General features: G+C 67.9%; 11 protein-coding genes. 3 read left to right on the forward strand and 8 right to left on the reverse strand.

Annotated features, from left to right (window positions below; genetic code table 11):
- Positions 1 to 549 precede the first annotated feature (549 nt).
- From B161_RS0100420 to B161_RS0100430, 3 genes are all read left to right on the forward strand, one after another.
- On the forward strand, positions 550 to 1074 hold the full coding sequence (locus B161_RS0100420) for a hypothetical protein (RefSeq protein ID WP_018631368.1): 525 nt from the start codon (positions 550 to 552) through the stop codon (positions 1072 to 1074).
- A gap of 219 nt (positions 1075 to 1293) precedes the next feature.
- A complete protein-coding gene (locus B161_RS18400) occupies positions 1294 to 2820 on the forward strand; it encodes a penicillin-binding protein activator (protein WP_018631369.1) in 1527 nt (508 codons plus the stop codon).
- Positions 2817 to 5573 (forward strand): [protein-PII] uridylyltransferase, encoded by a 2757-nt coding sequence (locus B161_RS0100430; RefSeq protein ID WP_018631370.1) that lies wholly within the window; start codon positions 2817 to 2819, stop codon positions 5571 to 5573. The genes B161_RS18400 and B161_RS0100430 overlap by 4 nt, the downstream gene beginning before the upstream one ends.
- Positions 5574 to 5589: 16 nt before the next feature.
- Here B161_RS0100430 and B161_RS0100435 read toward each other — a convergent pair whose 3' ends face one another.
- The 8 genes from B161_RS0100435 to B161_RS0100470 form a co-directional block, all read right to left on the reverse strand.
- The gene (locus B161_RS0100435) at positions 5590 to 5925 is read right to left on the reverse strand and encodes a hypothetical protein (RefSeq protein ID WP_018631371.1); all 336 of its coding nucleotides are present in this window, start codon (positions 5923 to 5925) and stop codon (positions 5590 to 5592) included.
- A 293-nt stretch (positions 5926 to 6218) separates the two neighbouring features.
- Positions 6219 to 8147, reverse strand: coding sequence for an acetate--CoA ligase (gene acs / locus B161_RS0100440; protein ID WP_018631372.1), 1929 nt, complete (start codon positions 8145 to 8147; stop codon positions 6219 to 6221).
- A gap of 299 nt (positions 8148 to 8446) precedes the next feature.
- Positions 8447 to 10861, reverse strand: coding sequence for a phenylalanine--tRNA ligase subunit beta (gene pheT, locus B161_RS0100445; RefSeq protein ID WP_018631373.1), 2415 nt, complete (start codon positions 10859 to 10861; stop codon positions 8447 to 8449).
- 110 nt (positions 10862 to 10971) lie between these two features.
- A complete protein-coding gene (gene pheS / locus B161_RS0100450; protein ID WP_018631374.1) occupies positions 10972 to 12048 on the reverse strand; it encodes a phenylalanine--tRNA ligase subunit alpha in 1077 nt (358 codons plus the stop codon).
- Positions 12049 to 12159: 111 nt separating this feature from the next.
- Entirely contained in the window at positions 12160 to 12522 is a 363-nt protein-coding gene (locus B161_RS0100455; protein WP_018631375.1) for a hypothetical protein, read from the reverse strand.
- A 28-nt stretch (positions 12523 to 12550) separates the two neighbouring features.
- Positions 12551 to 13081: a hypothetical protein gene (locus B161_RS0100460; RefSeq protein WP_018631376.1), complete on the reverse strand. Its 531-nt coding sequence runs from the start codon at positions 13079 to 13081 to the stop codon at positions 12551 to 12553.
- Positions 13082 to 13402: 321 nt separating this feature from the next.
- On the reverse strand, positions 13403 to 14185 hold the full coding sequence (locus tag B161_RS16060) for a hypothetical protein (RefSeq protein WP_018631377.1): 783 nt from the start codon (positions 14183 to 14185) through the stop codon (positions 13403 to 13405).
- Between the two features lie 6 nt (positions 14186 to 14191).
- Positions 14192 to 14665 (reverse strand): hypothetical protein, encoded by a 474-nt coding sequence (locus tag B161_RS0100470; RefSeq protein ID WP_157755497.1) that lies wholly within the window; start codon positions 14663 to 14665, stop codon positions 14192 to 14194.
- Positions 14666 to 14749: the final 84 nt, after the last annotated feature.

Below are 14749 nucleotides of genomic sequence, written 5' to 3' on the forward strand. Positions count from 1 at the left end.
CGCCTCGCCCCGAAGAGGATCCTCCGAGCCCGACCCGTCAGGCCGCGCAAGCGCGGACGGAGGGCCAAGAGGAGGGCCAAGGGCGGAGGACGGCGCGCCCCGAAGCATTTGGGCGAGCGCGGGACCATCCGCAAGGCGTAAGGCGATCGCCTCCCTCCGAAAGCTTCGGGAAGGCCCGTCGGGGCGCCGTCCCGCTCCGGAACGCCGCCCCCGGACGGAGCCCGCGCAAGACCCCCGGGGCGGGCGGCGGGAGTTTGTGCGGCGCAGCGCGGATTCCCTCAGCGGAATCCGCAGGCTGGGCGCTGAAGTTCACGCGCTTCATGAACTCCGGCGCAAGCCTTTGACAATCCTCAGGAATCAAAAAGATATGCACATAATTATGCACAAGATCTGGTGGCCTCCGGGCCCGCCTCCACTAAGTCTGGCGCCCCCGCCCCCGGGTTTCCGGGCCTCCTACGCCCTTCGTTTAGGATTCGTTAAGGATTTCGCCGGACTCTCTTCACCTGAGCGGGAGAGGACGCCCGCGCTGAAAGATCGAGGAGAGCGCGCATGACGGCTCCTGTCGTCTATGTGGTCGAGCCGGATTCGCGCCTGCGGGCCCTCGCCGCGCAGGTCGCCGAACGCGAGGCGCGGGCGCAGGTCGCCGCCTTCGAGACCCTCGCCGAAGCGCGGGCCGCCCTGAGTTCGGACGCGCCCGCCCTCGCCATCTGCCGCTGGTCGGACGAAGCGGGCGAAAGCGCCTTCGGGCTGCGTCCGCCGGGCCGGGCCGAGGGCCCCGAAGCCGGGCCCCGCCCCTATCTGCTGATCCTCACCGAGGCCGCCACCTCCGAGCGCATCGCCGCCGCCAGCGCGGCGGGCCGCGCCGAATTGCTCATCTTGCGCCCCTTCGATCCGGAGGCTTTGGCCAATCGTCTGGTCCTGCTCATCTGGGGCGTGGACGCCCTGAGGGCGCGGGCCCGCGAGAAGGCCCGCCTGCTGAGGCGCGCGGACCGCTCCGCCGCCGAGGGGAGCGGCCCCGAAAGCGCGGCGCGGACGGCGCCTCCGGCGCTGCTGCGGCGTCTGGACGCCGCTTGAATCCGTCTGCGGAGCATGGCGCGAAAGCATGGCGCCCCCCTGAACGGCGGATTTGCGGCGGGTTTGAGGATTTACATCCTGCGTCGCCCCGCATAGCGTCTGCCTCGCCCCCTGGCGCGCGCGGCCCGGCGATTCGGCTCCTTCGGCGTGGCCTCGGGCCAGATCCGCAGGACGCGCCGCAAAATTCAGAATCCCGGACGCGGCTGAGGAGATCCGAACATGAGCCGTCCCCGCCTTCCTCTGGCGCTGACGGCTAAAGCCGTCGCCGCGGCGATGATGACCTTCGCCGCCAGCGCCTGCGCCCAGCAGCCGCCCGCTCCCGTCGCTTACGGGACCGGCCAGAGCCTCCAGCCTTCAGGACAGCCGATCCGGCCCGCGGTGGATCCCAACGCGCCCTTCTCCTTTCAGATGGGGCCGATCTACGATCCCGGCGAGGCGCCCGCCCGCCCCGCGCCGCAGCCCGCCCCGGTCTACGCGCCGCAGCCCGCCGCCCCCTCCCCTTACGTCGCTCCGGCCCCTTCCTACGCCGCGCCGAGCTACGCCGCGCCCGCGCCGAATCATCCTCAGCCGGGCTATGCGCCGCAGCCGGGCTACGCCCAACCCGGATATGTCCAACCCGGCTATCCCCAGCCCGGCCTTCAGCCTCCCCTGCGGACGGATCAGCCGGCGCCCATCGCCATTCTGCTCCCGACCTCCGATTCCCGGGCCGGCGTGCGCCGCCTCGCGGAATCTCTGGCCAACGCGGCCAAGCTCGCCGCCGAGGACATCGGCGACCGCAACGTGATCCTCACCGCCTATGACGACGGCGGAGATCCCGCCAAGGCCGCCGCCGCCGCCCGTCAGGCCATGGACGACGGCGCGCGCCTGATCCTCGGGCCGCTCTTCTCCGCCAACACGCAGGCCGTGCGCCGCGAGACCGCGCCGCGCGGCGTCAACGTCATCTCCTTCTCGACGGATGCGGGCGTGCTGGGCCAAGGCGTCTGGTCCATCGGCTTCCTGCCCGAGACCGAGACCCGCCGCATCCTGACCTACGCCGCTCAGCGGGGCCTCGCCTCTCTGGCGCTCTTCACGCCCCAGACGCCCTATGGCGCCGTGGTGCGGGCCGCCGCCCAGCGCGCCGCGACCGACGCGCGGATCCAGATCCTCGATTCCCAGAACTTCGCTCAGGATTTTCAGGCCATCGAAGCCCAAGCCAAGAGCTTCGGCGCCCAATACAGCCGCAATCCGCAGCTTCAGGGCGTGATGCTCGCCGCCGGAGGCCAGACCCTTCAGGCCCTCGCCAGCTTCCTCGCCTATAACGACGTGCTGCCGAGCAAGGTGAAGTTCCTCGGCCCCGGCTCATGGGAGGAGGACGACGTCTTCCGCGAGGCGACTTTGCGCGGCGGCTGGTTCGCGGCGCCCGATCCCGATCTGCGCAAGGCTTTCGAAACGCGTTATGAAAGCGCCTATGGCGTCAAGCCCGATCCCCTCGCGCGGCTGGCCTATGACGCGGTGGCCACCGCCGCCGCCCTGCTCGAAGACGCCCGCCGCACCGGCGACCCCTCGCCTTTCGACGCTCAGGACATCCTCGATCCCAACGGCTTTTCGGGCGTGACCGGCGTCTATCGCTTCCTGCCCGACGGCCGCAACGAGCGCGGCCTCGCGGTTCTGGAGGTCGGACGGCGCGAGTTCACCGTGGTCGATCCCGCGCCCAAGACCTTCGTCCCCTCGACGGAGGCCGGATTCGGGGGCTCTCCCTTCAGATGAGTCCTCCGCTGAAGCTGAGCGCCTTCGATCAGGCCCTTGAGGCCGTCTTCGCCGATTCCTCCGGTCCGCCGGAGGAGATCCGCAAACGCGCCTCCGAGAGCATCGGCCGCGTGCTGCGCGAGGCCCGCGCCGGAGTCCTCGCCGATTTCGAGGCCCATGGCGCCGACGGCGTCGAAGCCGGACGCGCCCTCAGCGCCATTCAGGACACCGCCGTCTCGCTGCTCTTCGAGGTGGCGGCGCGGCGGCTGCACCGCAACGCCATCCCCACCTCCAGCGAGCGCATGGCTCTGGTGGCGGTGGGCGGCTATGGCCGGGGATTGCTCGCGCCCGCCTCGGACGTGGATCTGCTCTTCCTCACGCCCTATAAGCAGACCGCTTGGGGCGAGAGCGTCATCGAGAGCATTCTTTACGCGCTCTGGGACATGAAGCTGAAGGTCGGCCACGCCTCGCGTTCGGTGGACGAATGCCTTCGGCAGGCGCAGGGCGACATGACCATCCGCACCTCGCTGCTGGAGACGCGGCTGATCTGCGGCGACGCCGCCCTTTACGAGGAAATGCGCGGGCGGCTCTGGAGCGAGCTCTTCACCCGCACCGGACCGGAATTCGTCGCCGCCAAGCTGGAGGAGCGCGCCGAGCGCCATAAACGCGCCGGAGGCTCGCGCTATCTGCTGGAGCCCAACGTTAAGGAGAGCAAAGGCGGCCTGCGGGATCTGCAAAGCCTCTTCTGGATCGCGAAATATCTCTATGAGGCCGATTCCGTCGAGGATCTGGTGGCCAAGGAGGTCTTCACGGCGGCGCGGGCGCGGCAATTCGGCCGGGCGGAGGTCTTCCTCTGGACGGTGCGCTTCTGGCTCCATCTGCTGACCGGGCGCGCGCAGGAGCAGCTCACCTTCGATCTTCAGCTGGAGATCGCCGAGCGCATGGGCTTTCGCGCCCGGGGCGGCCGCCGCGCCGTCGAGCGCTTCATGAAGCGCTATTTCCACACCGCCAAGACCGTCGGCGATCTGACGCGCATCTTCTGCTCCGCCATCGAGGAGCAGCATAAGGTCGAGCGCGCCGACGTGGATCGTCCGCGCCCGTGGATCTTCCGGGGCCTGCTCTCGCGGCTGAAGCCGCCGGGGGGCGTGGCGGAGGTCAAGATCGAGCGCGGAAGGCTGGCTCTGGAGCCGGAGCTTGACCTGAAAGCCCATCCTCTGGAGATCCTGCGCTTCTTCAAGGCCGTGGCCGACACCGGCGCCCCCGCCCACCCGGCGGCGCTCAAGCGCATCCGCGAGAATCTCCGGCTGATCGACGCCGATTTCCGCGAAAACCCCGAAGCCAAAGAGCTTTTCCTCGAAATCCTCTCCTCGCGCGGCGATCCCGAACGCGCCTTGCGTCTGATGAGCGAGACGGAGGTGCTCAGCCGCTTTCTGCCGGAATTCCGCTGGATCGTGGCGATGATGCAGTTCAACATGTATCATCATTATACGGTGGACGAGCACACCATCACCGCCATCGGCGTGATGTCGCGGATCGAGCATGGCGCGCTCAAAGAGGAATTGCCGCTCTCCACCCGTCTGGCCAAGGGGCTGGAGGGGCGGCGGGCGCTTTACGTCGCGATTCTGCTCCATGACATCGGCAAGGGCCATGCGGAGGATCATTCCATCCTCGGCGAGCGGGTCGCGCTGAAGGTCTGCCCGCGTCTGGGGCTCAGCCCGGAAGAAACCGAGACCGTCGCCTGGCTGGTGCGCTGGCATCTGCTCATGTCGGACGTGGCGCAGAAACGCGACCTCTCGGACATCGAGACCATCCGCAATTTCGCCTCCACGGTGCAGAGCCGCGAGCGGCTGAGGATGCTTCTGCTTCTGACCGTCTGCGACATCCGGGCGGTGGGGCCGAACGTCTGGAACGGCTGGAAGGCCGAGCTTCTGCGCAACCTCTATCGCGAGGCGGACGCTCTGCTCAGCGGCGGCCATTCCGCCGCCTCGGAGACGCGTCAGGCCCGCGAGGAGGCCGCCAAAGCCGCCTTGCGCGCCCGTCTGACCGATTGGCCGCCCGAGCGCATCGACCGCTTCCTCGACCGCCATTATCCTTCCTACTGGCTCGGTCTGGAGACCGACATGCATGAAGCCCACGCCCGCATGCTGGCCGAAGGCGGCGAAGAGCCTCATATGCACGTCGATCATGATCCGGCCCGGGCCACGACGCGGCTCAGCCTTTCGATGAACGACCATCCGGGGCTTTTCGCGCGCATGACCGGCGCCATAGCTCTGGCCGGGGCCAATGTGGTGGACGCCAAAAGCTTCACCACCTCGGACGGCATGGCGCTCAACAGCTTCTGGATTCAGGACGACGAGGGCGGCGCCTACGAAGATCCCGACCGCATCGCGCGGCTGCGCAACACGCTCTTCCGCACTTTGCGCGGCGAGATCCTGCCGCGTCAGGAATTGCGGCGGCGGGCGAAGATCCGCAAGCGCGAGCAAGGCTTCGTCGTGGCGCCCCATGTGGCTTTCGACAACGACGCCTCGGAGTTCTACACCGTGGTGGAGGCCACGGGCCGCGACCGCCTCGGGCTGCTGCATGAGCTGGCCCGCGCCTTCGCCGAGGAGAACGTCAATATCTTCGCGGCGGTGATCGCCACCTATGGCGAGCGCGCCGTGGACAGCTTTTATGTGAAGGATCTCTTCGGCCATAAGATCACGCAGGAGAGCAAGCGCAAATCTCTGGAGCGGCGTCTGCGCGCGGCCTTGGCTCCGGAGGAGGCGGAAGGTTGAAGCGGCGCCTCCCAACCTAGGGAGGGGGCGCCGAAATCGATCCGGCCAAGAGATCTTCAATCTCTCCCGCCGACTTCCTTTCCGCGCCCGGCCATGTGAAACGCAGGAGCATCCGTTTTGTGGGATTCCCCCCTTTCACGCCCGCCCCCTGTCCAAAAGCCGCCGAGGCCCGCTGAATTTCACAGCGGAGCGCCTGAACGTCGACGCTTTTCGACAGCTTCATGGGCAGATGGAATCCTTGCAGGATCAGCCGCCTCTCCTCCTCCGTCTTCGTCATGGCGGGCCTGCTGACGATCTGCGCCTCATGCAGCGTCGCGCCGCGCACGCCCAGCCTTTTGAGATGCAGATCCAAGGCGGGCGCATAATCCCGGTTCCGCGCCTGAGGACTCAGCTTCCCCCCCGCCGCGAGACTTGACGATCAAATCAAAGCCGCTCGGGAAAACCTCGACTGAATATTGCGCGTCCAGTTCTCGTCCTTCGTCGTCGACAGGATTCCTCACCCCGACTTCCCCCCTCAATGCGAACGAGGCGGCTTTCGCCGCCCCGTTCCCCACAGTCGCTTGCTTGCGTCCCTCTGCGGGTTTTCGGCGCGCGCTCCCCCCTCAAGGGGCCCCCCGGACCGCGCGCCCCGCCTGCTCCGAAGCTTCAGCCCCGGTTCTGGCGATTCTCAATGAGGTGGTCGACCACGGTCGGATCGGCCAAGGTCGAGGTGTCGCCGAGCGCGCCATATTCGTTCTCGGCGATCTTGCGCAGAATGCGGCGCATGATCTTGCCGGAGCGCGTCTTCGGCAGGCTCGGGGCGAACTGGATCAGATCCGGGCTGGCGATGGGGCCGATCTCCTTGCGGACCCAAGCAACCAGCTCCTTGCGCAGCGCGTCGTTCGGCTCCTCGCCCTCCATCAGGGTCACATAGCAATAGATGCCTTGGCCCTTAAGGTCGTGCGGATAGCCGACCACCGCCGCCTCCGAGACCTTCGGATGGGCCACCAGAGCCGATTCGACCTCGGCGGTGCCCATGCGATGGCCCGAGACGTTGATCACGTCGTCGACGCGGCCGGTGATCCAATAATCGCCGTCCGCGTCGCGACGGCAGCCGTCGCCGGTGAAATAGGTCCCTTTGAAGGTCTCGAAATAGGTCGCGACGAAGCGCTCATGATCGCCGTAGATGGTCCGGGCCTGACCCGGCCAGCTGTCCTTGATCACCAAGACGCCCTCGGCGGGGCCTTGCAGCTCGGTTCCGTCATTGTCGAGCACCGCGGGGATCACGCCGAAGAAAGGCGTGGTCGCCGAGCCGGGCTTGGCCGGATTCACGCCCGCGATGGGCGTGATGATGAAGGCGCCGGTCTCGGTCTGCCAATAGGTGTCGACGATGGGGCAGCGCCCGCCGCCGACCACGCGGTGATACCAGCGCCAGGCCTCGGGATTGATCGGCTCGCCCACCGAGCCCAGAACGCGCAGGCTCGAAAGATCGTGCTTGGTCACATGGGCGTCGCCCGAGCCCATCAGCGAGCGGATGGCGGTCGGAGCGGTGTAGAAGATGTTGACCTTATGCTTCTCGCAGACCTCCCAGAAGCGGTCCGGCCCCGGATAGGTCGGCACGCCCTCGAACATCAGCGTGGTCGCGCCGTTGGCCAGAGGCCCGTAGACGATGTAGCTGTGGCCCGTGACCCAACCCACGTCGGCGGTGCACCAGAAGACGTCGCCCTCGCGATAATCGAAGACGACCTGATGGCTCAGCGAGGCGTGGACGAGATAGCCGCCCGTGGTGTGCATCACGCCCTTGGGCTTGCCGGTCGAGCCCGAGGTGTAGAGGATGAACAAGGGATCTTCGGCGTTCATCGGCTCGGCGGGGCAATCGGCGGAGATCTGGTCGAGGCCCTCGTCATGCCAGACGTCGCGCCCGGCGACCATCGGCGTGTCGCTGTCGGTGCGGCGGACCACCAGAACCTTGACCGAATCGTCCTTGAGGCGCTCCAGCGCCTTGTCGACGTTGGTCTTGAGCGCGACCTTGCGGCCGCCGCGCAGGCCCTCGTTGGCGGTGACGACGATCTTCGAGGTCGCGCCTTCGATGCGGTCGGCGAGGGCGTCGGAGCTGAAGCCGCCGAAGACGATGGAATGGGGCGCGCCGATGCGCGCGCAGGCCAGCATGGCGTAGGCCGCTTCCGGGATCATCGGCAGATAAAGCGTGACGCGGTCGCCCTTTTTCACGCCCATGGACTTCAGGCGGTTGGCCATCTTGCCGACCTGCTCGTGAAGCTCCTTATAGGTGATGCGCTTGACGTCTTTGGGATCGTCGCCTTCCCAGATGATGGCGGTCTGGTCGCCGCGCTTGGCGAGATGGCGGTCGACGCAATTCGCCGCGACGTTCAGAACGCCGTCCTCGAACCATTTGATGGAGACGTCGGGATAGGCGAAGGTGGCGTTCTTCACCTTGGTGAAGGGCTTGATCCAGTCGAGGCGCTTGGCCTGCTCGCCCCAGAAGCCGTCGGGATCCTCCACCGACTGCTTATACATCCTCCGATAGCCCTCGGCGTCGATGATGGAGGATTTATAGTGGTCCTGTTCGGCTGCCATATTCGAACGTCTCCCTCCGCGCTTTTCTTCTGAAAATCCTCGCCCAGCCGCAGCGCAGGAGCGGCCGTCCCTAGCGTTCGGGCAAGAATCTTGCGGGCATTATCTAAGGTTCATGCGGAGGCGCCAATAGTCAAAAGCGCTGGAGCTTCGAAAAACCCGCCTGACGCGCGACGCCTCCGCGCGGAGGCTCGCGCCCTGCGCCCCAAGGAAAAGCCCTGAAACCCGCCCGCAGGGGATTTCAGGGCTTTGCGTCGGTCTTTTCAAGACGACTTAGGCGCCGTGAGGACACCCCGCCCCGGTCAGCCGCGCAGAGCGGCCCCGGTGGTCTTCGCCACGGCCTTGACCACCTTGTCCGAAACCGCCTCGATTTCGGCGTCGGTCAGAGTGCGCTCGCGGGGCTGGAGGCGAATCGTCAGGGCCACGGATTTCTTGCCCGGACCGAATTGCGCCTCGGCTTTGGGGCCTTCGAAGACGTCGAAGATCCGCGCCTCGGCGATCAGGGCCTTGTCGGCGCCGCGGGCCGCGCGCAGGAAGGCCGCCGCCTCCGCCGAAGATTCCGCCACGAAGGCGAAATCCCGCTCGACGGGCTGAAGATCCGAAGCCTCCAGAGGCGGCCGGGCGCGGGTCTTGCCCGCCGGAGCCGCCGGAAGGGCGTCGAGATCCACGCTGAAGACGACCACGGGGCCGCGCAGGCCGTAGAACTCGACCACGCGCGGATGCAGCTCGCCGAAGACCGCGAGGGTGTTTTTCGGCCCGAGCTTCAAAGCGCCGGAGCGCCCCGGATGCAGCCATTCCGGCGCCTCGCGCGCGACCTGAAGGCTCGCCACGGGCGCGCCCAGAGCCGCCAGCGCGGCCTCGGCCAAGCCCTTGGCGTCGAAGGCGTCCACGGGCCGCCGCGCGCCCGACCATTCGCGCGCCGTGGTCCCGCCGACGAGAATCCCCGCCGCCGTCTCGCGCTGCTGTCCCGGCTCGGGGCCGAAGAACTCGGCGCCGATCTCGAAAAATCCGAGATCGAGGAAGCCGCGCGCCTGATTGCGCGCCGCCGCCGCCAGAAGCCCCGGCAGAGCCGAAGGCCGCATGTCGGAGAGATCCGCCGCGATGGGATTGGCGAGCTTCATCTCCGGGCCGCCGCCGCCGAAGAGCGCCGCCTGATCCGCCGGAATGAAGCTATAGGTCACCGCTTCGTTGAGTCCCGCCGCCGCCAAAGCCCGGCGCGCCGCCGCCGTCCGCCGCTGGCGGAGGGTCAGCACGGGCTTCGCCACGCCCAAAGGCCGCGCCAGAGGCTGAGATTCCAGCTTCGTCAGCGAGGCCACGCGCGCCACCTCCTCGACGAGATCCGCCTCGCCATGGACGTCGGGGCGCCAGCTCGGGACTTCGACCTCGAAGCGGTCGCCCCGGTCATGAGCCTTGAAGCCGAGGGCCTCCAGATGGGCGGCCTGAATCTCCGGCGCCAGATCCAGCCCCACCAGAGCCTTGAGCCGCGCCTTGCGGAGCGGCAAAATCCGGCTCTGGATGGGCGCGGCGCCCGCCTCGACCTCTTGCGAGACCTCGCCGCCGCAAAGCTCGAGGATCATCCGCGCCGCCGCCTCGACGCCCTCGCGGGTGAAGCCGGGGTCCACGCCCCGCTCGAAGCGATAACGCGCGTCGGAGTTGATCCGCAATTTGCGGCCCGTCTCGGCGGTGCGGATGGGGTCGAACCAGGCGCCTTCAAGGAAGACCTCGACGGTCTCCTCCTCGCAGCCGGTCTCGGTCCCGCCCATGATCCCGCCTATGCCGACCGCTTTCGCGGAATCCGCGATGACGGTCATGCCGGGCGCGAGGTCGTAGCTCTTGCCGTCCAGCGCCGCGAGGCTCTCGCCCTCCCGCGCCGAACGCACGAGGACGTCGCCGCTCAGCTTAGCGGCGTCATAGACGTGCAGAGGCCGCGCGCGGTCGAGGGTGAAGAAATTGGTGACGTCCACAAGGGCGTTGATCGGACGCAGGCCCACCGCCTTCAGACGATCCTGAAGCCATTGCGGCGAAGGCCCGTTCTTCACGCCCCGGATCAGCCTTCCGACGAAATGCGGACAGGCGCCCTCGGCGACTTCCGGCGCGAGCTTCACCTTGATCGGCGAGACGAAGGCGCCCGGAAGCGGCTCGACGGGGGCGGGCTTGAGCTTTCCGATTCCCCGCGCCGCGAGATCCCGCGCCACGCCGCGCACCGCCAGAGCGTCGGGGCGGTTGGGCGTGAGTTTGAACTCGATGACCGGATCGGCGGGGCGATAGACGCTGAAGGCCACGCCCACCGGCGCGTCTTCGGGCAATTCGATGATGCCGCCATGCTCGTCGGAAAGCTCAAGCTCGCGCTCGGAGCAGAGCATGCCGTTGGACTCCACGCCCATGAGCTTGCCGGGCTTCAAAGTCTTGTCGATGCCGGGAACATAGGTCCCCACCGGCGCGAAGACGGCCTTCATGCCGGTGCGGGCGTTATGCGCCCCGCAGACGACCTGAATCTCTTGGCCCGTCCCGGCGTCCACGCGGCAGCGGTTGAGATGGTCCGAGCCCTCGATCCGCGCGGCCTCGATCACGCGGGCCACGACGAAGCCCTTCAGGCGGCTGGCGGGATCCTCGATCCCCTCCACCTCCAGCCCGAGGTCGGTCATGGCCGCCGCGATCTCTTCGAGACTCGCGGAGGTCTCCAGATGGTCCTTGAGCCAGCCAAGGGTGATTTTCATAGCTTTTCCCTCGTCTCGCCTGCTCGCCGACGCGGAGGAGGCGGATCGCTCCAAGTTTTTGCTTTCACGCGCAATTTATCCGAAAAATCTATCAATTCTTCGGATTGCGCTCACCCGCTCACGCCGCCGCGCAGAGTCGGGACGTTCAGCGGATTGAATCCGTAATGGCGCAGCCAGCGCAGATCCGCGTCGAAGAAGCCGCGCAGATCCGCGATGCCGTATTTCAGCATGGCCAGCCGATCCAGACCCATGCCGAAGGCGAAGCCCTGCCATTGATCGGGATCGACGCCGCCCGCCCGCAGCACGTTCGGATGCACCATCCCGGAGCCGAGGATCTCCAGCCAGTCGTTCCCCTCGCCGAGCTTGATCTTGCCGCCCGAGCGGTCGCAGCGGACGTCCACCTCGGCGGAGGGCTCGGTGAAGGGGAAATGCGAGGCGCGGAAGCGCAGCTCCACATTGTCGATCTCGAAGAAGGCCTTGAGGAACTCCTCCAGCACCCATTTGAGATTGGCCATGGTCACATCCTTCCCGATGGCCATGCCTTCGAGCTGATGGAACATCGGCGTATGGGTCATGTCGTAATCGGAGCGATAGACCCGCCCCGGCGCGATGAAGCGCACGGGCGCGCCCTCCTCCAGCAAAGTGCGGATCTGCACCGGGCTGGTGTGGGTGCGCAGCACATGGCGCGAGCCGTCGGGGCGCGGAGACATGAAGAAGGTGTCGTGCTCCTGACGCGCCGGATGCTCCGGGGCCATGTTGAGCGCGTCGAAATTATGCCAATCGGATTCGATCTGCGGGCCCTCCCGCAACGAGAATCCCATATCGGCGAAAATGGCCGTGACCTCTTCGGTCACCTGCGAGATGGGATGCGTCGAGCCCGCCGAAGCCGGACGCGCCGGAAGCGTGACGTCCAGCCTTTCGCCCGCGAGCCGGGCCTCCAGCGCCGCCGATTTCAGACCGGCCTTGCGCGCGGCGAAAGCCTCCTCGACCTGCGCCTTGACCGCGTTGACCTCCGCGCCCCGAGCCTTGCGCGCCTCGACGTCCAATCCGCCGAGATCGCGCAAAAAGCCCATCAACGCGCTTTTCTTGCCGAGAGCTTCGACTCGCGCCGTCTCCAGCGCCTTGTCGTCCGCCGCCGCCGCGATCTCCGCAAGGAGCCGCGTTCTGAGACTTTCGAGATCGCTCATGCCCGCCTGACCTGATGTTCCGTATCGAGAGCGGGCGGGATAGCACATCTTCGCCCGGCGCGCCAACTGCGGCGCGCCGGGCTCAGCGAGGGGCTCCGCCCGCGGCCTTCGTCAATCGAGATGCTTGACCAGTCTTCCCAGATCCTTCAGCTCGCGATGCAGCTGCTTGCCCAGCGCCTTATCGAGCTTTCCGAGATCCTTCAGCTCCCGCTTGACCTGCTTGCCGAGCGCCTTGTCGAGGCTTCTCGCGAATTTGGGGCTGAGCGGCGGACCATAGGAGACCACGGTGGTCGCGCCGTTCGGAGTCCCGGCGGCCGGGGCGCTCCAGCGGGGATTGGCGCTCGACCAGCTCGGCGCCCCCCAGCCGGAGGCGGCCGCAGGAGCGGAGGCCGCTCCGAAGGCTTGGGGCTGGGCCGAAAGGGCCGCGCGCGGCGCAGCCGCTCCGCCGAAGGCGGTCGTATTGAAAGCGTTCATGTCTTCATCCTCTGCCGGAAGCCGGACCTTAGCCGTAGGTCGCGCTGAAACGGGGCCCGCCGTAGCTCACGCCCGCGGAGGGCGAGGCGTAGCCGTAGTTCACGCCCACGGCGGGAGAGGAATAGCCGTAGCTCACGTTCGCCGCCGGCGCGGCGTAGCTGTAGTTCCCGCCCCAGCCGCGATCGCCGAAGAGGAAGTCCAGCTTCGAGCCCAGAAGCCCGCGATGGCCCTGCGAGACGGTCACGGTCTGGGGCTGCTGCTCGAGGCTCGCGTAATATTGCCGCCATTTGGCGTTGGAGTTGGACCAGCTCGGCGCGCCGATCCAGCCGGTCGAGGCCCCCGGCGCGGCGGTGGACTGGAAGCCGCCCGCAGCGCCGCCCGAAGCGCCGCCGTTGACGATGTTGCGCCAGTTGCTGCTGGATCCGGTCATCCAGGAGGGGCCGTAAGCGCCGTTCCAGGCCGCGCCGCCTCCGGCGGAGCCCTGAGGCTGGGCGTAGGTGGTCACCACTTGCGGGCGGCGATGGGCCCCTAAGAGGGCCGCTTTCAATCCAAGGGTCATCTGTTCTGCTCCTGAGAACATCTGTACGCCTCCCGACGAGGCGCATACTGATCTAATATGGAGCATATTACATGAGATTACAGGAATTTTTGTATTTTATTAGGATTGTTGGATCAATTTGATACAATTCGGCGCAGACCCAGATCCCCGAAAGGTTGAAGAAGACGAGGCGGCCGAAACCGAGCCCCGCCGCTCGGGCAGGATCGGCCTCAGGCCCCGATCTCCTTTCGATTCTCGCGCGTTAGGGCCTTTTCCCGACGCGGGGCCGCAGCGGCGCCGCCGGAGAGCGCTCCGATCCGGCCCCGCCGCCCGCGCCGCGCCTCAGGTTTGCAGCTGATGAGGATTCGGCGTCGCCTCCAGAGGCGTTCCGGCTTCGCGGCGCGCGCGCGCCATGGCCTCCTCCCGCGCGGAGCCGCCGTTTCGCCGCCCTTCGCCGCGCGCCTCTCCGCCTCGGCCCTCCTCTTCGGCGCCCTGAGACGCCCGCGACCCGCCCCCCGCGCCGAGAAGCCTGAGAATCTTCTCAAGGACGGCCTCTTTGATTCGCCGGACCGGGCTGAAGAGCGCCTCCAGCAGACGCCGGGCGGGAGACGGCTCCTCCTCCTGCGGCTCCTCAGGCTCGGACGGAGGCTGCGCCTGTCGGGCGTAGGTCTCCGCGGCCCAGCGCCGGGGATCCGGCGCGGCGACCGCCGCCGCCTGAGCCCCGCCCGCCGCCTGAGGCCCCGAGCCTTCGCCGGAGGCTTCGGCGCGCATCTCCCGAAGGCGATGCGCCAGAGAGCCCGGCTTGGGCTCGGCCTCCTCCCTGCGCGCCGCCGCCTCGGGAGGGGGCTCTTCGAGCGGGCCTTCGATCTCCGGATCCGGCTCGATCTCCCGCAGCGGACGCCGGACGTAGACCGGTTCAGATCCGCCCTCTTGCTCGGGAGGCGGGCCTTTCGGCGCCCTCCAATCGTCAGGGACGCGCGATTCTTCGCGCCGCGCGCCCTCCTCCCACCCTGAAGCAGGACGCGCGGCGGCGCCATGCGCCGAAGGGAAGTCTTGAGCGAAGCGAATCCTGAGATTCACATGCGCGTCGCGGCCATCGGAGGCCGCCGCCGGAGGGAGACGCATGCGCGCTCAGGAGCCGGAGCTCTGCGAGGAGCCGCCCGCATGGGCCTCCGCGCGCCAAGCGGCGATCTTCTCCTTGAGGCTCTGGCCCTCCGCGGAGCCGGACCCGCCCTCCGGGGATTCGGAGCTCCGGTCTTCGGAGGCCGCGCGAGAGGATTCCGCAGGAGCCTCCTCGGAGGATTCTTCGGAATCCGAGGCGGCTTCCGCATTCCCGGAGCCTCCCGCGTAAGCCTCTTCGCGCAAAGCGGCGAGCCGCGCGGATTGGCTGCTGCGCTCGGAGCCTTCGGCTTCGGATCCGCCCTCGGAATCTGAGGCGGAATCCTGCGCCTCCTCCCCTTCGCCGGAGGATTCGTCCGCGGGCGCGCCGCTCCGCGCGTCGATCCAAGGCGCTCCGCCCGTTTGCGCCGCCGGAACCCAGACCATGGCCGGACGCGCCTGAGCGAAGCCGCCCGCGCCCCATTGGGCCGCCGCGCGCGGGTCCATGACCGGGAAGGCGCCTCCGAAGGCGCCGCGCGCCGGAACGCAGACTTGCGCCCCTTGGAGACCGAGGATTCTTGCTCCGCCAGA

The sequence above is a fragment of the Neomegalonema perideroedes DSM 15528 genome, from assembly GCF_000374145.1.
Lineage (GTDB): Bacteria > Pseudomonadota > Alphaproteobacteria > Rhodobacterales > Rhodobacteraceae > Neomegalonema > Neomegalonema perideroedes.